Origin of the sequence: Acidovorax sp. sif1233, from assembly GCF_019218755.1 — a bacterium.
In the GTDB taxonomy this organism is placed as follows: domain Bacteria; phylum Pseudomonadota; class Gammaproteobacteria; order Burkholderiales; family Burkholderiaceae_C; genus Acidovorax.
Genome location: NZ_JAHUWZ010000013.1, coordinates 60827 through 79289 on the forward strand (window position 1 = coordinate 60827; position 18463 = coordinate 79289).

Consider the following 18463-nt stretch of genomic DNA (forward strand, 5'->3'; position numbering starts at 1 on the left):
CGGCACGGGCTCACATGCGAAGGGCCTCAGGTTTGCGTTTAAGCACTTGGGCCTTTGCTCCCGCTGTGTTTTCTTGCGACAAGACGCAACTTCGTGGTTTGCGTTTAAGCACTCTCTCCTGCAGCCTGCGTGCCTGGCGGGGGCCATGGCTCATGGCGGTTTTCCGTGGGGGGGTGACGCTCAGCGCCGCGCGTCAGGCTGACTGGGCCTGCTGGTCTTTCCTGACGATCCTCCACGCCCCAATGAACGCGGCACCTGCGGCCAGACAGCCAGTCGCAAACTGCCACGGAGACTCATAGATGACGGCATTCGACAGCCAGAGCAGGCAGTTCATCCCTATCACCAGCCGCAGCCGGAATCCGCTCAGGAAGAAGAACGCGTAGGTGACACAAGAGCTGCCCACGGCAAGGACCGCAGAAATTGGCCCACTCCATGTCACCGCTGCCGCGATCCAGGTCGCAGACATGAAGGACCCGCACAGCATCGTTTTTTTTCGCGCAGACAGCTTATCTGGGCGAATGGCCATGTAATTCCGAAGAAATATTATTGAGCACAACGCTGTGGCCGTTGCAGAACCAATAAGCGCATTATGTGCGATGGTGAACAAAGATGCCAAAAAAGCATTCTTGCGCAGTGCGGAATCATTTTTAACAATGAGCCCCGCAACGTTCAATACTAATGCGATAATGCCTGTCGCATGAGCTGCGACGTAAATCAAGCCTACTTTGTCCATCAAACTCCCGATAGTTGATATTGTAATGACACAAGCGGAAAATCAAACTCAAAGACTGATCGTTCGAATTGCTACCGCCGAAGATGTTGATTCGGTGGATCGGTTGCGGATTGGTGCGTATAAAAGCGCGACATGGTTTGCGGCAGAGGACTACCAGCGCCTCAAGATGGCATCTGACCCCGCTGGGACAATCGTCTTTGTGGCAGAGCCCCATGACCAGCCCGGACGCTTGCTTGGCACGGTGGCCATTGCCGTATCTGGCGATAGACCATCGTTGGAGAAGGCGGTGGGCGCCAGCCTGGAAGGCCGCGAGCTTGTTTTCCCGTGCGCTACGGTTATGCGTCTGGCAACTTCCGAAGATGCCCGTGGCATGAGCATAAACCACATTCTGCGGGCCTGTTTCGTTGAAAAGGCGCTGCAGGACGGCTGGGAGTTTTTCTGCTCTTCTCAAGCCAAAGGAACTCCGAATATCGAGGCAATGAAACAGTTGGGTTATGTCTTTGAAGAAGTCCCTTCAACATTGATGAATACTGTGAAAGTCGCCGATGACTCGCTGATGCTCAATTGGCTGAGACGGAGGGACTATAAAGACACCCTACGTAAGATATATTCATACCTGACGGCTAGAAATGCACCGCGTTGGGAGTTGGTTGCGCGCTAAACCAGCTAAAAGCATCTTCTGGATTCATGGCCTCTTCGCTCATGGGGGCCGGTGAAAGAGCGCACAGGGGGGCTCCATCCAGAAAAACAGGGGTGGCAATCTGGTGGTGGCCCAGCTGATCCCTCTGGACCAGCCCCAGTGGCTCGACTTGCGGATGGGCCAGTGCCTGGGCGACTGAGTTGACGCTGGAGCAGGCGATACCCCGCGAACCCAGAATTTCCTCCCACTCCTGCGCAGCGAGGCGAGAGAAAGCGCCCTGAAGGAGCGCATTCAGCTCCTCTGCACGATCAAGGCGCATATGGTGGTCTGCGAACTCGTGGGCAACGTGCTCTTGCACTCCGATCAGCCTGCACAGCGTCGTGAACTGCTGGTCGGAGCCGATGGTGAGCATCAAGTAGGAGCCCTGATCGCAGAGGAACCGGCCGAAGGGGCTGATAAACGGGTTGGCGTTGCCGACAAGCTTCGGGCTGCGGCCCGTGAGCAAGGTGGACTGGGCGAACGGCCCGAGGAGCGCGAATCCCGATGAAAACAGGTTCGCCTCGACCAACCCACCGCGTCCGGTTGCTTGGCGCTGATGCAGCTTGGCCACGATGCCCAGCGCCGCGAAAAGTCCCGTGGACTGATCCAGGATCGGCGGCGCTGCCTTCATCGGCCCGCAGTCGGCGTTACCCGTGAGGCTCATCCAGCCGGAAGCGGCCTGGGCGATAGCGTCATACCCCGGACGGTGCGCAAAAGGTCCAGAGCCCCCAAAACCGGTGATCGAGCACCAAATCAGGCTCTTGTGGTCCTGCAGGAGCTGGTCCTTGCAGAGCCCCAGTTTCTTGAGCGATCCCACCTTGAAGTTTTCTACCACCACGTCAGCCTGCGCGATCAGCCCACGGATGTGCTCAATATCGCCGGGGTCCTGCAGGTCCAGGTGCAGCAGTCTCTTTCCGCGATTGGCAGCGAGGAAGTGTGGAGCGACTTGTTCGCGGTGGAAGGGAGGCCCCCATGTGCGCGCCTGGTCGGGGCTCTGCGGTGACTCCACCTTCAACACCTGTGCACCCAAATCGGCCAGCATCATGGCGCAGTAGGGGCCGGAGAGGATGCGGCTGAGATCGACAACTCGAATGCCCTGCAGCGGGAGGTTCTGATGCATGTGAAATCGCCTTCATCTTGACTTGCGGGGGCCGCAGGGGCTCATGACCAACTGCCTCGAACCGGTGGAGCCGTTTCAAAGGTCAACGACGATTATGGAAAGTCAGATACCCAAAAAGGGGGGCGAAAAGCACGGAAAAAGCCTCTGTTAAGCCCTGCGGAGGCTTCAACGCGGATCAAGTTGCGCTCATCACCCGGATGCCGACTGCTTCACTGGGTTGCGACGAGGCGGGCTTCACACATTGCTCGATGCCCGTGATAGGCGTCAGGTAGCATGGATGACCTGACAAACCCGCCTGGCATGACCTGGCTTGACTGACAGCGCGCCAATATGCCCACGCCCCGTATCGACCTCACGGTAATCAACGATTCCAGCGATGACCTGGTGGTACCGCGTAGCGCTCTGCTGCAGGTGGACCTGATCGCCACGGTGGTTGATGTGGAGTGCGCCAATTTCGCGGCGGGCGCGAAGACAAAGCTGACGCTCATGGAAGCGTGCTCCGGGCCCGGAGCGCCTCAGGGTGCGCGCACGTTGCTGGTGATGGAGAGCTACAAGGCGGTTTGCATGCTCATCAAGCACGCCGACCTGTAGAGACTGGATGCCATGGCCGCATGCGCATAGCCCATACGCGGAATTCCGAAATCGCAAGCGAAATCAAAGGCTTACGTTAAGGCGCCATGGACGCATTGGCACCCGAAGCGGTGAATTTGGATTACATGCACCGCCGAAAGCCGGGGTCAGGCTGCGTGCGCTCTGCCTCCTACAACCGACTGTTGAATTCGACCGCTTTTCTCACTCGTGAGTGCTTCGCACTTGAGCAAAAAGGCGCTTTTGCCGCCCCAAGGGGAGGAGGCCGGTCAGAAGAGTCCGCTGGCCTTGGCGGGGGCTGGCCGACGCTGAATCGAGAGGCTGCGGGAGGGCTGGGTCCTGATCATATCGCCACTGAGGCTGGAAGGGCAGGATTGGAAGTGCACCAGGTTGAGCGCCGTGGTGGTTGAGGTTTCTTCGTCCGTCCACCCCACCGACATCACGCCCGATTTCAAGGTGAAGCTGTTGCCGTTCCGGTAGATGCACTGCTCGTCCTTGCGACCATCATCCAGCTTTGGTGGACCGTACTTGCCCTCAAGCTCAGCACGGATCTTGTTCTCCATGGCTTCATCGGGGAGCTGGATGTTGATGACCGAAAGAGACTCCCCCTTGAAGCCCAGACTGAGTTTCACAGGGTCGGGAGAGAAGGGCAGTACCGCCTGGGTCGTGTAGTAGTCGTCGGCCACAGGCGCTTTGGTCGGCAGCTTCAGTTCCTGCAGGGGGCCGAGCAGCTTGATCGCGCCGCTGGAGTCGCCCTGCTCAATCGCGCTCTTGCTCATCCCCATCTTGAGGTACCCGAGCCCAACGGGGCCTGCAGCCCAAACGGGGAGGGCCAGGGAGGCGAGAAGAGGGAGCGCGAACAGACCTAAATGGCGGGCTTTGAGAGGCATGGGAAGGGGAGGTGACGGCTTTGTAACGGGTCAGTATATCGGCGGCACCTCAGGCGGTCGGATGGCGTTATTGCTCCGCTTTTCGGCTACTGGATAGAATCACAGTATGAGCCACGCCGAAGCCGTCCAGATATCCGACCAGCCGCTGGTGCTGCCGGTGGGTGGTGACGTGGTGCGTGCAGGCTTTCCATCACCCGCCGAGGACTTCCATGTTGATCGCCTGGATCTCACAGCCATCCTTGTGACGCATCCCCAGGCGACGTTCCTGCTGCGGCTGCGCGGGGACTCGATGAAGGACGCGGGGCTCTTCGACGGGGATCTGCTGGTGGTGAACCGCGCCCTCAAGCCCGTGCACCAGGATGTGGTGGTCGCCGTGGTGGACGGAGAGTTCACCTGCAAGTCGCTGTGGCTCAAGTACGGGCGCATGAAGCTGGTGGCAGCGAACCCAACATACCCTGAAATCGTCCCGAAAGACGGGCAGACAGTCGAAATCTGGGGCGTCGTGACGGCCTCGATCAAGCGCTTTCGCGGGGGCGGCAGGTGAGGTGGCCATGTTCGCGCTTTTTGATGCATCCAACTTCTACGCCTCGGTAGAACAGAGCTTTCGTCCCTCCCTGCAAGGCCGTCCTCTCGTTGTACTTTCCAATAACGATGGCTGTGCAATTGCCCGAAGCCAAGAGGCAAAAGCACTCGGGATCAAGATGGGGGCTCCCTGGTTCAAGATTTCCCATTTGAGCGAGTCCCACGGCCTGCTGGGGCTGTCCGCCAACTTCACCCTGTACGGCGATATGTCCTCGCGCCTGATGAGCCTCATAGCGGGTTTTGGCTATCGGACGGAAGTCTATTCAATCGATGAAGCCTTCTCCGGCTGCGACGGTATCCCCGGTGACCTTACCGAGAGGGCGTTCAAAGTCCGGGCCCGCATACGCCAATGGATCGGCCTGCAGTGCGGTGTGGGCATCGGGCCGACGAAAACGTTGGCCAAGCTCGCGAACCACGTCTCCAAGGACGCAGAGAGGAAACCGGGCAGCTATCCGGCGCACCTGGCGCAGGTGTGCAACCTCGCGACCTTGAGTGCTGACGAGCTGAAGGCGATCATGCAGGCGACCGCCGTGGGGGATGTATGGGGGGTGGGCCGCAAGATAGGCGCGCAGCTCGTAGAGGCCGGCGTGCTCACTGCTTGGGATCTGTCGAGGATGGACCCTGGTACCGTTCGGCGCCGCTGGAACGTGGTGCTCGAACGGACCGTGCGAGAGTTGTGCGGTCAATCGTGCATGGCGCTGGAAGATGTGCCCACCGATAAAAAGCAAATCGCGGTAACACGGTCCTTCGGCCGTCCGGTGACAACGCTGGAGCCATTACTGGAAGCCGTGAGTGAGTTTGCGTCACGCGCGGCAGAAAAACTCAGGAAGCAGGGGAGTTTCGCAGGCCAGCTTTATGTTTTTGCCCACAGTTCGCCTTTTCGCCCGCCACCCCAGTTTTCGCGCGGAGTAGTCGTGCCTTTGCGCAGGCCTACGGCAGACACATCCATTCTGGTCCAAGCAGCTCGCGCGGGAGTGCGCCGGATTTATGAAGACGGATACCAGCTGCAAAAAGCGGGCGTGATATTGCTGGATCTCGCCAGTTCCACGCTCCACCAAGGTGAACTCGATTTGGAAGATTCCGAGCCAGAAGACCAGTCGCATTTGATGACCACGATTGACCGATTGAATCGGCGATACGGGCGGGGTACGGTTTTTGTCGGGGGAACGGGAGTGGGTACTGAACGCGCATGGGGAGCCAGGCAGATGCGGCTCACACCGCAATACACCACGCGCCTTGAGGATATCCCAGTCGCTCGCGCATAGGCGCACCAGCGAGGTAATAGCCTCGGCCAGAGAAGCCATTTTCGCGGTTGGTCGGGCGTTTGCAGGGGGCTATTGCCTCTAGATAGCTCGTATTGAGAAATAATCCTGCATTCATATACTGCCTTGTTGAAATGATTTGCGGCTTAATCGCTAGTTTGTATTTGTGCCTTATCCGGTGAAAACAGATAATGACTATTGGGCTTCTGTTGAATCTTTCGCGGGGGATGCAAGGATGAAAAGGCTTGATTTGGTCGAATACGACTGCGGGCCGGGGTGTTCCTCGTATGGGCAAGTCATAGCCGCAGATCTAGACGCTGAAATCGTGAAGGTTCGCGATTTTGAGGATGGTTCCGTCTGGCGGGGGCTTATGGACCATGCTCGGGTGCTTGGGGAGCAGGAAATCCGCGAAGCTTTGCTCTTCTCTGGGGGCTACGCTAGAAAATTGCTGCCACCTTTTGAAAACACTCCGAAATAGAGCGGATCTATCCAAACGGGGGCGGGCCTTGCAATGAGGCGCAGGAGGCACCAAGAACAAACTTCCAAGCTCCAGCCGGGGGGTGAATTACTTCGGGGCTCTGAGGGCGTTTTGGAAGCGAGGACGCCCATCAGAGAATCTTGGGGCTCTATTACGAGAGACGAAAAACCCTCGGCCCTCAGGGATACCAGAGAGCAGCGGTGAGCAATTCCCGCTTTATATGGTCGCGCGGGGGGGGGCTGCGCTATTAAGACCGGGAAAAGGCGGCTTGTACGTAAAAAAAGTCGCAAGAGCGATTTCAGCGCCGCCGCGCCTCACCGGGCCCAGAGAGCCGATTTCTTCTTGGGATACCACCGAATCAAAACCCGACGCGGGACAAACTGCCAGAGTCGCCATAGGCCCAATAGCTTACGCGTTGCTCGTCGTATCGAAAACCATCTATCGCAATCCTACTGTGGTCGAAAGTGCGACCAGCGAATTCGTATGCCATTTCCGAGCGGGGAGCCAGGATGCTGCAAGGCTAAGCCTGGAAACAGGACAAATACCGAGCACCAAGAGGTGCAGTTACCGGCTCCGAGGGAAATTGAGACTACGGAAGTGAGGAGTGAACACTAAACGCTGTCGGTCTGATGGGGCGACGTGGGCCGTCTTCAAAATCGGTTCGCAACTACATAGAAATGCATCTACATAGGGTCTCAGCTATCGCCGCGATTGAGACGATTCCGCGAGGGGGGGATTCGCCCCTTCAATATAAGCCTCGGAAGCCCGCAATGGGTATAGGGGAGGGGCCTGTGGGAGCGCTTAACCCCGAGATGCAGGGAATCAAACTACGGCGCGTAGATTGCTTCGGGGAAAAGAAGACGGGGGACAAAGGATGGAGCCGGTAGAGCATAAACGCCACGAGGGAAATACCAAGCGAGCACGTTCATCCCCGTCTGAAATGTCAAAGGCCCCATGTGCATCTACATAGGGCCCAGGTTTAAGTGCAAGTGAAAAAGACGATTGTGGGTCAAGCTGCGGGTTCTATTGCTTTTACATAGGCCCTAGTCTACCGCCTCTTCCTCGGCCTCAACCTCATCCCCCTTCTGCGCTTTCAACACACGAATGGCGTTACGAGTATTGATGATGGCTTTGACAATGTGTTTTGACTTTCGTCTGATGGATTGAAGCTTTTTTTCTGTCTTCATCACTTCATCAATTTCCCATTCTTTGGCAAAGGTATTCAACCGGTCCTTTGCATAGGTCATTGATTCTTCATTGATCGCAATCCTCACTCGAATGGACTGTCGGTTGTTCTTTTGACCAAACCAACGGATTCCCGTCCATTTGAGATCCAAGTGGTTGCCCTTTCTGGTACATGACAGTTGCAGTGTTGACCTGGACTCCCAGCCTGTCGCCTTCGCCTCAACCCGATCCACAAAGCTCATGTACTCGTCTGCCGCGACCATGGCTTGGCCATAGAGCACCTCGATGCATCGCTCAAGGCCTTGGATTGCATCTTCATAGAGGGCTAGTTCGTCTTTGTTCATTTCAGGGGGTAGATCCATTTCATTACCGTGTATGGAGATACCCGGTACATCCATCCACGGGGCCGTACTGCTCAAAACACGCTTTTTACAGGATGGAGGTGCCGGTCTGGTCCATCCTAATCGGATGAATCTACCCATTCTATAGCATCCGAGGTGGGAGGCTAGGAAAAGTGTCAATCCTAATAGGATGGATTGAGGGTGCCAATCCATCCTATTAGGATGAACAACTTTCAAGGCCTTTCACATCCCGGAGAATTGAGGGGGTTGCATCGGTGGGCAATCGCAGAGGCAAGGCTCTATCCTAATAGGATGGATGTACTAGCTCAATCTGGCACTGCTGCCGGTGTTGACAGTTGCTGCAAAAAATAGGGGGTAGATTCATCCTATTAGGATGGAGGCGCATACAATGCTCCACACGTCGTTTTGACCGTGCGATGTGCCCTGGGGCTGGCCATTGGTCACTCTGTACTGCTACGAGGCCGTCCGATGCAAGCCGACTGGGCTGCGACTGCGCTGCGGTTGAACTTCTACAAGAATTGCACACAATTGCATTACGTGTACAATTCAATTGCATTTACTTTAAGGGATCATGTAATGAATGTTGTTGGCATTGATGTCGGGTATTCGAATCTGAAGCTTGCGTATGGTCCAGCTGACGGTGCGTTGAAAACCGTAATTCGCCCCGCTGGTGCAGCACCCAAAGAGCATTTCGGGAGTCGTTTTGACGGTCGTTCGCAAGATGACTTCTTGCATGTTCAGGTAAATGGACAGGAGTTTGTTGCTGGCGTCTCCACAGATCGTGCGGAAATGTGGGAACGCTCACTCCATGCTGATTACGCGAAAACTGATTCGTATAAAGCACTTTTCAATGCTGGTCTTCTCCTTACCGAAATGAAGGAGATTGATCTGCTTGTCACCGGCCTTCCCGTTTCGCAGTTTCAGGATGAGTCGCTGCGTGCGGATCTGGAAGCACGGTTTTCAGGTGAGCATCAGGTAACCAAAAAGCGCACGGTTAACGTGAAGAAGGTCAAGGTCGTCGCGCAGCCCATTGGTGGCCTTCTCGATTACGTCAATGAAGTGGAAGAAGGACCCGAAGATCAACGCATTACGGATGAGCACCGAATCCTTGTTGTTGATCCTGGCTTCTACTCGCTGGACTGGGTATTGGTAAGCAACGGTCAATTGCAGCGGCAATCTAGCGGTACGAGCATCAAAGCGTCTTCTGTTTTGCTGGAGCAGGCAGGCATTTTTATTGCCGAAGAGCACGGAGCAAAAGTGAGTGTCGAAACGCTCGAAAATGCAATTCGCTCCGGAAAGGAAAGCATCTTGCTGATGGGTGAGCGTGTCGAACTTGCTCCTTTCCTCAAGAAGGCAAGTGAAACTCTTTCGTCTGTCACGGCCACTTCGATTCAAAAGGCTCTTCGCGTGGAAAGTATGTCTCCTGACGTTATCGTTCTGGTCGGCGGTGGATCTTCGTTCTTCCAGCAGGCAATTCAGGAGGCATTCCCTCGTCTGAAAGTGGTATCTCCTAAAAATCCTGTGCTTTCGAATGCGCGTGGATTTTGGCTGCTCGGTGGTGCTTCAGTATGAGCGGCAAAAGCCTGAAAGTCGTTGTCGAAATTAACGAGGCATACCCGCTTTTGCATAGTGCATTTGCGCGGATTCCGGCTAATGTCAGATCAGAACGGCTTCGGGCTTTGGCGATGATCGGTATGTACCTTGAAGGCGGATCAGAAACTCTCAGGGGCATTCCGGTCAACATGGGGGTTGTTGACGGGCAGCTCGAACCTATCCAGTTCGCGGTGTTTATTGGCGAAACACAACCCAAGTTGCTAGATCAGTTGAGCAGTATTTCTAAGCGCGCTAGAGCCGAACGTTTGAGGATATTGGCACTTCTGGCGCTCTATTCAGAGACGGGGAAACTCGTAGTGGACGGGAGTAAGCCAGCAATACAAGCATCTATGGCGCCTGAACCTAGATCTCAGATTTCGTCGGAGAGCCCACGCTCAAGACAAGCTGTGCTACCGACGAATGCAGCTGACGTGAAGTCTCTTCCGAAGCCTGTTGACCCGGTAAAGGAGATTGCAGGTAGTCCAAGCAGTACCGAGTTGCCTCCAGTTGCATCGTCCACGACCGACGCCAGTAATAGGGTTGGAAAAGGCGTTCGAAGCTTTGCACGTTCTTTGGGTTAATTGAATGAATGAAGATCTGAAAAACACTCAGTCCGCAAGTCTTGGCTCCTGGACTGTGGGCACCCCCCCAGAGGGAGTCCGAGTCGCCATGGTTTGCCGTAAGTGGTGCGGTATTCAGGATGAGCGGTATGTAGAGGTCATTGCCCACGACCCTTCGATGTACCTTGAGTCCCTCGGCCTGGAAATGATGATGAAGCCATCGGTAACCGTCATTTATGGCAGTGTTTTCACTCAGGGGAATACCACCTGCATCCTCAATGAACACGGAATGCCAGTAGGCGCATATCCCAATTCCATTCTGGCCTGGACCAGAGTGCCAGAGGATTTACTGCAGAACCTGCAAGCTGCGGTCTTGACAGATCTGGCCGTGGGACTCGCCAGCAAGCGCGCCAAGTCGTCGTAGGCAGGCCTGTTTCTGCGGAGCGCGTATGCGTCAAGAATTTGTTCGTGGAAAACGCCGGTACATCCTGAGCCTGGATGTTGATCTGTTCGATGCCTGTGTAATCAACCGCCATTGGTACGGCGAGACAAATCGCCGTCATGGACGCAGACAGGAACTATTCACGGACCTGGACCTGGCCAAGGTCAGATTCACCGCAGTACAGGCGTACCTTTTGAAAAGGGGCTACGAGTATCCACCGACATTTGTATTGAGTGAGGGGCGTGTAGAATGAGCGTTCTGATCCTTTGATCGGGTTTTGCGAAGAACAGCGCTCTCACATTACGCTCGTTTCTTTGCCAAAGGGCTGACCGGTGGTCAGCCCTTTGTTTTTTGGCGGGCAGCGTGAACGACTTCACCGAACTGGACGCCAGCGGGGGCCAGTTGAGCACGCTCCGGGCTAAGCTCGCCACTTCCCCTTACCGTCCAGCCCAATGAAACTTCCTGTCCTCTTGCCTTTGGTGTCGGCCGCAGCTTTGGTGCTGACCGGTTGCGGTGAAACGACCGTCGAAGATGTGCGCAAGGCCTACGGCGCCATGAGCGATGAAAAGCTGCAGGCCGAGGCCCTGCACCAGCGGGTAGAGTGCCGCGCGGCCACACAGGATTCTGACAAGCCGGGATCTCCGTGCAGCCGTGCAAACTTCGCGGAGGAGATCGCGGAATCCCGTGGGTGGTGCTGGGGGCCCTATGCCGCCGCCAACTCGGACAAGTCTTGGCTGCGCTGCACCGATGACGTGACGAAATCGGCGCAGGCCAAGGCAACCTGGTTCGCCGCGACCCAAAGCGGCTCCTGCCGTGAGTCCAGCCTGATTGAGGCCATCAGCAAGGTACTGGAGCACGAGGGTCCGTGGAATGTGAAGACCTCATTTTCGAAGGAGGGCTTCTTCGACGTGTCCAGCCAGCTCAAGGACGGTACCAGCTACAAGGTGCGGCTGTACCCCAGCTGCGGTTCGGCTCAGATGGTCTACATCGCCAAGCCTGGTGATGAGGGTGGCGTGTCGGTTGCAGCGCCCCTGGGGATGTCGCCCAGAGATGCTGGTGATCTCTATGGCTTCGATGTCCGCAACTGCAGTGCCTACTCGTTTGGAGGCGGTATCGGGTGTGGCATGGGCTACCAGGCCGGCATGCCGCCGCCCATCCGCTTGAGCGACGGCTTCATTCCCTGCTCGGTGGATCGGCCCGTGCAATTCGACTTCCAGCCGCGCCGGGGCATGGTGGGTGTCACCTGCAGCGTCACGGCCGAGGACATGTCTGCGTTCGAGCAGCGGATGGCAGGTGCCTTTGGGGAGCAGCAGCGTGCGTCAGATGGTAGCCGCCGCTGGCAGCTCGGTGGCTACTCAGTCGGCAGTGTGGAATTGGTCGTTTTGGGGAAAACGCTGCGGCGTGTGTCCGTCTACCAGGACTGACCTTTTCGCTCGGTAGATCCTTTCGCGGGCAATTTCTTGATCGCATCTCGCAGCGTGCCCATGGTCGAATCTTTTCTACAGTCTTCGTGCATGGTCATGCACAAAAGCTGAAAAAATTGAAGCCTACTTTCCAGGGGGAATCGATTGCCAGCGCTGTCTACACAGAATTCGTCAACGATGCGGTACGCGTTCCCAAGTGCCTCAGGGGTTGCCTGAAGCCCCTCTGTAATAGATGGCGGCGGTGGTTTTGCGTTCAGCAGGTAGGGGAGATTGAATCCTAGCTCTCCAAGTTTTTCCACGTAGTCCAAGCCTGGTGAGCGTTTGTCTTTTTCATAGCTGTTCTGCGTTGTCCTCGCGACGCCGCAATGTGTCGCCACTTCCTGCTGAGATAGCTGTCGCCTGAGCCTCTCCAATTTCAGTCGCCGCCCAAAGGAGCTGCTGTTGTCGGCCTTTGCGGGTTCCGATTCAGGCGACAAGTCGGGTTTAGTTGTCATGGGCGGTTCAATCTTTTGGGAATGGTAGTGGGCACACGAGCCCAGAAAATCCGCTGATATCACGCGAGGTCTGGTGTCCCTGCGATCCTGTTGGGTTGACCATCTACTGAAGCCTGGACAGGTGTCCTCTAGGGGACCAATTCAGCGCAAGCGCTCTCGCAAGAAGCTTCGGCCTCACCTTCGCTGATTCCGAACGCCTCGAACATGGCGTTGCCGCGCTGAAACAGGTCTGCCATCTGGGCGGCAAGCTCGTAGCGGTCAAGAAACTCGGTCCCTGTACTGGTCCCCCGGCGATGGATTTTGACCTTGCAAAGCAGTGCCATCAGCAGATGGATCGCGCCTACACGCCTGTGCAGGAACCACAACCAGTGGGGCCACTCTTTGGCGAGTCGGGCAAAAAAGCCGCGCACCTCGGGGATTTCCGCCAGCTCGCGCGGGTCAGTGTCGTAACCCACCACCTGGATGACCAGGCACTCCTGGTAGCGAAGGGCGGTCTCTCTGGACTCCGCGATTGCATGGAGACGTTCCAAAGCGCTGGCGATGTTGGCGGTTTCAATCTCGCGCTTGGAGATCTCCAGCACCAGCAACGCGTCACCCTCAAAGGCGGCGAGGCCAGCGGCATCGGTGCGGACAACTGACGGCTTGGGGGACATGGGCATGGGTTGCGCTCCTGATTCACGAGACGATGGCCACTTGAGAGCCCAGTGCTGCGCGCAGAACGCTGAGGTGGAGGCGATCAGTGCCGGGTTGCACGAGGGGTGTGCTTGATACCTTGGTCATGCTGGCCACGCCGCGTTCGAACAGGCAGATGCAGGCGTGGTACGGGTGTTGGGCGGATGCGTACATGACACCATGGGCACCGGCCTTCCGGGCGTCGGCGGCAAAGGCCTGCGTGGTCTCGTAACGCAGAGATTGCAGCACAGGGTAGTTCTCCTCCAGCCCGCGCAGATCGGCAAGGCGCATGCCTGCAGCCGTGCGAAAGGCGACCAGTGAGCGTTGCCGGAGTTGATCCAGGGTGTAGCTGCGCGTGTCCCGCCGAAAGAGCGCCTCGTAGCACGAGGTCAACTCGCTATCGGCGAGGTAGGCGGTGGGTTCGTCGGACAGATCGAAGCGGCCGGTGGGAACACCGAAGGGCGGGAGGATGAACCCGCGCGTGCGCACGCTGTCTTTGCGCCAGCTGGTGCGCTGGATGCGGTGCCAAGTTTGGCGGTCGGGAAGTTCAATGAATGGCGGATTGAGGTCTGTCAGGTTCATGGGGCGAGGTCATTCAGTGAGCCTCAGCCGTTGCCAATGCCAGGATGTGTTTCGCTGGGACGCCCTGCTCAAGGGCGGCGCGCGGTGTCTGGCCGTCCAGCGCCGATGCCGGCGTCTCCAGGAAGGTGAGCACCTGCCAGCCATCGGACGCGCCAAGGGCCGATGCCAAGGGCTGCAGGATGGGCCACAGGTTGGGTTCGAACTGCCAGCGTGGCAATTTGAAACCCCGGCGCAGGTGGGAAACCCCGATGCAGCGGCGCGACTTGATCCAGGCGTTGATGGTCACCCGGCTGGCGCCCGCCAGCAGTGCAGCGTCGTCGGTCGTGATCATGTCGTCGGCTTCCATGCGCTCGCGGCGGTACTGCGCCCCCGAGCGCAAGACAGCGGCAGACTGGGCCGCTGTCGCGTAGGGATCAGGAGACGCCTGCGAGAGGTCTGGGGCATTGCGGTGGGCAAACGGTGAGGAAATGGACAGGGTGTTCATGGGAATTTCAAACCGTGGTGCGCTTATGGCGCGTTGCGCAGGTTGGGCTTTGCCGCCGAGAAGAAGCCAGAAGTAGATCCGTCGCGAAGGTCTGTGTTATTGCGGCGGCGTGCGCTCAGGCGCGCACCACCGCCCATCTTCGGGAAGCGGACCTCCAGGCGTTCGTGGCTGTACCACTGCGAGACGCGACTCGACAGGGTACTCATCGGGTAGGAAAAGGGGTGCCATGTGCATGACCTCCGCATCGTCTGATGCACGGCCAGGAACGCTTTCATCATGGCAACTGCAATCCTCTGCGGTTCGAACGGAACCACGCAGCCGTTGCGGCGAATGATCGCGTAGTGATCAAGCGCTGCAGGCGCGCTGGGCAGACTCGGGCCGTCTAAACAAACAAGCATTTCGATCTCCTGTGGTCGCGCGGTGGACATCGGTCGTCCAGTCCGGGGCTTCCAGAGGGAAATGTACAGCGGTCCTGAAAACTTCGCAAGATTAGATAGCTACGTTGAATTGAGTACGTCTGATCAATCCGTTAACTTCGTTAAGTTTTTGGCGCTTCGGAATCGTTTTACATTTAATGTGTACTGTCCCATAATATCCATTATGGAGCATTAAACGAGGCTCAAAAAAAGAGGAGGGGACATCCCGCTCCTTTTTAGCTTAGTTGTTCCGGCTGGGCTGGCGCTGCGGCCAGTTGGCCAAGCCGCCAGTGCAAGAGGACAATTCGTCTTTCAAGGTCATGACCCACTCTACGCCCGAAATTCCTGAAGCGCAACCGCCCGCCGAATCCGGCGCCCTCGCCGAGCCCCGAAAACTGGCGGTTGTGGATCTGGACGGTGGCCAGCCGCTGGAGCCCGCGCAGCGCGTCAAACCGGCTCGCCGACGCGGACGCCCACCAGGTTCGCAGACCCGGATCGCCCACAACAATGCGACGGCCGACGAGTTCGCGATGCTGCGCGCCATCGCCCAAGGTGTGGATCTCACTGTAGCAGCTCGCCAGTACATGCTGTGGCCGGGTCGTGCGCCCGAGCGTCCAGCGCTCGTCAAGAAGTACCAGGAACTTTTGGACCGGATCGAGGCTGCAGCCAACGGCATCGAACAGTCCCAAGAGGCCCGCGCTATGGTGAGGGTCCTCAGGGACCACCAGACCATAGTGAGCGCAGAGCCGGTGGGGTCACCCGGCAGCAACGCCGAGCTTCCAGCGCCCACCAGTGGACAGGTGGACATCGCCGTGCAGGCCCAACCCGTGACGGTGCAGGCACCCAAGGTGCTCAGCCTGGAAGAGTTCGCGGCCCAGTTCGACCCGGACATGTTCTCGGAGGCTGAGCTGATCGAGCGGTACGAGGAGGCCCTGGCAGAAGCAAGGGCCGAACCTGCTCCCGACCTGGCGCCCTCCCCGAGTCAGGTAGAGATCCCCCTCGCCCCCGAGACCAAACCCTCAATACAGGCCGGGGCGGTGCAGGTGCTTCAGGCAGGCCGCAGTGCGGCCGAGCGGATGGCGGATGTCTTGCATGCGATCAACTGGCTGGATGAACACCTGGGCACCAAGCCCGAGCGCGCTCACCGCGTCGAACAGTGGGTTGTATTGTCCGGTAGTCAGAAGGAGGCCCTGGGCAAGGCGGGCGTGATCACGCTGGGAAACCTGGTGGACTGGATCTCGTTGAAGGGCGACCGCTGGTACGACGAACTGCCTGGCTACGGCGTCAGGCGGGCAGAAAACCTGCTGGCCTGGCTGCATCGCTGGACGCTGACGCCGGCACCAGGTCTTTCGCGACTCCCCGCGTTGGCCAACAGCCGTGAACTGCAGATCTCTTCGCCCTATGAGATGCAGCCTCTGACATCGATGCTGTGGCCAGAAGAATTGGACGGGAGCGACGGAGTGTTCCGGGCACTCGCGGCCAATACGATGGAAGCGTCGAATGATGTTGAAGCGGTACAGGCGTGGTTCAGAAAGATCCAGCAAAAGTCACCCCACACCCAAGAAGCCTATCAACGGGCCATAGAACGATTGATCCTCTGGGCCATTCATGAACGCAAGCGGGCGCTGTCGTCCCTCACGGAAGACGATTTCTTTGCGTTCAAGAAATTCCTCATCAACCCGCCAGAGCATTGGGTGCAAGTGGCCAAAGGCACAAAGCAGAAGTACACCGATGGATGGAGACCTCTGCGTGGCCCCCTCAACGCCCAGAGTCTGAACGTGACTTTTTCCGCCGTGCGGGCCATGTACACGCACTGGAAGAAATCAGGGTACATCAGTGCCAACGCAGCCCTGGCGGTGGACGGGCAAAAGCGCGACCAGGTGACGATGGATGTGTTCCGATCCTTCACGGAGGCTGACCTGCAGGTGGTGGGTGACACGTTCGCAGATCTGCCGGATGGACCCGCCAAGCGCAGGCTGCGCGCTCTGTTTCGGCTGATCGAGAACGCTGGGCTGCGACGGGCGGAAGTGGCGCAAGCGCGGTGGGCCCATGTGCAAACCGACCGAGCCCTGGAACGTGGTGTGGAGTCCCGAGTGTTGGAGGTCTTGGGCAAAGGCATGCGCAAACGCACGGTCCCCCTGAACGCGGCCACGATGCAAGCCCTGCGTGAGCACCGCAAGGACCGCGAAGAGCTGATGGCTCAGGGCAAGCTCGCGCTGTTCACCCAGGTCAAACCTGAAGACCAGCCGCTGATCGGAGTGCTGGATGATCGATGGATCTCCACCAGAGACAAGGGATTGGCCATCGAACGCGCGCAGATGGCTTTGCGATCAAACAAGGCGCTGCCCACCATCGAGATCGAACGCGAGGCCGAGGTGGGCAAGATCAAGTACACGGTCAATGAGCATGGGGCCCTGTCCAGTCACATGCTGTACTCCATCCTCAAGAGTTTCTTCAAAATCTGCTCCGACAATGCCCACGAGATGGCGGGTGAAGGAAAGGCCCCCTTCATGCGGGCTTCGACCCACTGGCTGCGCCACACCTACGCGCACAAAGCCCTGGAGGCGGCTGGAGGAAACCTCAGTGTGGTGCAGGAGTTGCTCGGGCACAAGAACATCAACACCACAGCCATCTATGTGAAGGCCGGCATGGGAGAGCGCATCAGGGCGGTGGACAAGATGAAGACCAGTATCTGAGCCCCAGCTGGTTGCTCAGGCCAACCGCTGGAGAACGGGGCGCAGCGGTTCGTCGTCTTTTCGGCTGGCCTCCCGCGCGAGTTCCAGGCGTGGACCGTCAGGCAAATGCTGGCGAAGATGCAGAAGCCCCCGGACATTTTTGAGGCCGGCGCGAAGTGCCACGTCCGGCTGGGGCATGCCAGACAGCATCCATTGCACCAGCCTGGTGTTCCTGACGATCTGCGGCCCAGCGCGAACCGGGTCATCTTGGCCAGCAGCTCGACTGGCAGCAAGCAGGTGCGCGCGCACGAGCACCAGCAGGTTTTCGTCGGTCATCGGTTTGCCAGTCTGCGAGCTGAAAAGTGCTGGTGACAAAGCGTGTTTACCCGCTGTCGCCTTCACCTGCAGCCAGGATTTCACGGCCGAGCGCACCTCGTCGGAAACGACCATCGTGCGCAGTTGGTTGACGCCACCCGAGGTGATACGGATCGAGGCGCCCTTCCCTCCCCCGCCGTCTACGAAGGAATCGACTGTGAGCGCGCGGATTTCAGCCGAGGTGAGCCCCAACTCAAAGAGCACCAGCAAAAGCGCTCGGTTGCGGATGTCGATGGCCTTCAGGCCCGCAGCATCTTCGGAGCCATCCCGTAGGATCTTGAAGCACTGCTCCCAGACAACGGGCGACAGGATGGCCCCCTTGGGATCTTCAGAGGGAGGCTTTTCCTTGTCGGCAATGCCAGCCGCAGGATTTTCCGCAACCAACCCGCGCTCCACAGCGTAGTCATACACCCGCTCCAGCAGGCGCCAGTACCGACGCTCGGTGATCACGCTGATTTTGGGGTCGCCGTTGGCGCGAGACTCGATACCGGAAGCGAGATAACCCTTGACCAGTACGGGGTCTGCATCAGTCCAGTGAACCCACCTGGGGTTTTTAGGGTCCCCACCGGTTTTCAAAAACTTGGTCCACGATATCCAAAAGTACCTGTAGAAAACAAAGTCGTTGATGGCCCGCTGGTCATCATTCGAGCAATGCTCTAGCCACTGCTCGAAAAACTCATCTGCGCTCAATTCGACTTTGGAATTCATGATCAACTGAATTGTCGTGACTTATTGTGCTATGAGCAATTGCGAGAACACGACAGAGGGCCCACCCGCTGCTGCAAAAGCGCTTTGGGTAGGAGCCTCGATTGACCTGTAAGATTGCACGCAATTGCGGGTGTTGTGCAATGCCCCTATTGCGATCAA

Annotated in this window: 19 protein-coding genes; 9 read left to right on the forward strand and 10 right to left on the reverse strand. The window is 57.9% G+C overall.

Annotated features, from left to right (window positions below; genetic code table 11):
• Positions 1–193 precede the first annotated feature (193 nt).
• Positions 194–733, reverse strand: a complete 540-nt coding sequence (locus KW843_RS25840) for a YgjV family protein (protein ID WP_218297988.1) — start codon at positions 731–733, stop codon at positions 194–196.
• Here KW843_RS25840 and KW843_RS25845 point away from each other — a divergent pair.
• Positions 726–1394 carry a hypothetical protein gene (locus KW843_RS25845; protein WP_218297989.1) on the forward strand — a complete coding sequence of 223 codons (669 nt, stop codon included), beginning with the start codon at positions 726–728 and terminating at the stop codon, positions 1392–1394. The two genes, KW843_RS25840 and KW843_RS25845, sit on opposite strands and share 8 nt — an antisense overlap.
• On the opposite strand, the gene KW843_RS25850 is transcribed toward KW843_RS25845, so the two are convergent.
• On the reverse strand, positions 1357–2532 hold the full coding sequence (locus KW843_RS25850) for a CaiB/BaiF CoA-transferase family protein (RefSeq protein ID WP_218297990.1): 1176 nt from the start codon (positions 2530–2532) through the stop codon (positions 1357–1359). The two genes, KW843_RS25845 and KW843_RS25850, sit on opposite strands and share 38 nt — an antisense overlap.
• 330 nt (positions 2533–2862) lie before the next feature.
• Between KW843_RS25850 and KW843_RS25855 the strand changes: the two genes are divergently transcribed.
• Positions 2863–3123 (forward strand): hypothetical protein, encoded by a 261-nt coding sequence (locus KW843_RS25855; RefSeq protein WP_218297991.1) that lies wholly within the window; start codon positions 2863–2865, stop codon positions 3121–3123.
• Positions 3124–3389: 266 nt separating this feature from the next.
• Here the strand turns inward: KW843_RS25855 and KW843_RS25860 are convergent, their stop codons facing one another.
• Positions 3390–4010, reverse strand: a complete 621-nt coding sequence (locus KW843_RS25860; protein WP_218297992.1) for a hypothetical protein — start codon at positions 4008–4010, stop codon at positions 3390–3392.
• A gap of 106 nt (positions 4011–4116) precedes the next feature.
• Here KW843_RS25860 and KW843_RS25865 point away from each other — a divergent pair, with 106 nt between their 5' ends.
• Complete coding sequence (locus KW843_RS25865) at positions 4117–4554, forward strand: LexA family transcriptional regulator (protein ID WP_069105835.1); 438 nt, start codon at positions 4117–4119, stop codon at positions 4552–4554.
• A gap of 7 nt (positions 4555–4561) precedes the next feature.
• The gene (locus KW843_RS25870; RefSeq protein ID WP_121944332.1) at positions 4562–5857 is read left to right on the forward strand and encodes a Y-family DNA polymerase; all 1296 of its coding nucleotides are present in this window, start codon (positions 4562–4564) and stop codon (positions 5855–5857) included.
• A gap of 1518 nt (positions 5858–7375) precedes the next feature.
• Here the strand turns inward: KW843_RS25870 and mobI are convergent.
• Positions 7376–7861, reverse strand: a complete 486-nt coding sequence (mobI, locus tag KW843_RS25875; protein WP_218297993.1) for a conjugative transfer protein MobI(A/C) — start codon at positions 7859–7861, stop codon at positions 7376–7378.
• Between the two features lie 486 nt (positions 7862–8347).
• Between mobI and KW843_RS25880 the strand changes: the two genes are divergently transcribed.
• From KW843_RS25880 to KW843_RS25895, 4 genes are all read left to right on the forward strand, one after another.
• Positions 8348–9451, forward strand: a complete 1104-nt coding sequence (locus KW843_RS25880; RefSeq protein WP_255594957.1) for a ParM/StbA family protein — start codon at positions 8348–8350, stop codon at positions 9449–9451.
• Positions 9448–10053, forward strand: coding sequence for a hypothetical protein (locus KW843_RS25885; RefSeq protein ID WP_218297994.1), 606 nt, complete (start codon positions 9448–9450; stop codon positions 10051–10053). Before KW843_RS25880 ends, KW843_RS25885 begins: the two co-directional genes overlap by 4 nt.
• A gap of 4 nt (positions 10054–10057) precedes the next feature.
• Positions 10058–10456, forward strand: a complete 399-nt coding sequence (locus KW843_RS25890; protein ID WP_218297995.1) for a hypothetical protein — start codon at positions 10058–10060, stop codon at positions 10454–10456.
• Between the two features lie 470 nt (positions 10457–10926).
• Entirely contained in the window at positions 10927–11898 is a 972-nt protein-coding gene (locus tag KW843_RS25895; protein WP_218297996.1) for an MFS transporter, read from the forward strand.
• Here the strand turns inward: KW843_RS25895 and KW843_RS25900 are convergent.
• From KW843_RS25900 to KW843_RS25920, 5 genes are all read right to left on the reverse strand, one after another.
• Positions 11886–12392: a helix-turn-helix domain-containing protein gene (locus KW843_RS25900; RefSeq protein ID WP_218297997.1), complete on the reverse strand. Its 507-nt coding sequence runs from the start codon at positions 12390–12392 to the stop codon at positions 11886–11888. The genes KW843_RS25895 and KW843_RS25900 overlap by 13 nt on opposite strands.
• 128 nt (positions 12393–12520) lie before the next feature.
• Positions 12521–13051: a chlororespiratory reduction 6 domain-containing protein gene (locus KW843_RS25905; RefSeq protein WP_218297998.1), complete on the reverse strand. Its 531-nt coding sequence runs from the start codon at positions 13049–13051 to the stop codon at positions 12521–12523.
• 16 nt (positions 13052–13067) lie between these two features.
• The gene (locus KW843_RS25910; RefSeq protein ID WP_060985852.1) at positions 13068–13646 is read right to left on the reverse strand and encodes an RES family NAD+ phosphorylase; all 579 of its coding nucleotides are present in this window, start codon (positions 13644–13646) and stop codon (positions 13068–13070) included.
• Between the two features lie 13 nt (positions 13647–13659).
• Positions 13660–14130: a hypothetical protein gene (locus KW843_RS25915; protein WP_060985853.1), complete on the reverse strand. Its 471-nt coding sequence runs from the start codon at positions 14128–14130 to the stop codon at positions 13660–13662.
• 23 nt (positions 14131–14153) lie between these two features.
• A complete protein-coding gene (locus tag KW843_RS25920) occupies positions 14154–14558 on the reverse strand; it encodes a hypothetical protein (RefSeq protein ID WP_218298004.1) in 405 nt (134 codons plus the stop codon).
• Positions 14559–14866: 308 nt separating this feature from the next.
• On the opposite strand from KW843_RS25920, the gene KW843_RS25925 reads away from it, so the two are divergent.
• Entirely contained in the window at positions 14867–17242 is a 2376-nt protein-coding gene (locus KW843_RS25925; protein ID WP_218297999.1) for a tyrosine-type recombinase/integrase, read from the forward strand.
• A gap of 15 nt (positions 17243–17257) precedes the next feature.
• Here the strand turns inward: KW843_RS25925 and KW843_RS25930 are convergent, their stop codons facing one another.
• The gene (locus tag KW843_RS25930; protein WP_218298000.1) at positions 17258–18304 is read right to left on the reverse strand and encodes a tyrosine-type recombinase/integrase; all 1047 of its coding nucleotides are present in this window, start codon (positions 18302–18304) and stop codon (positions 17258–17260) included.
• Positions 18305–18463: the final 159 nt, after the last annotated feature.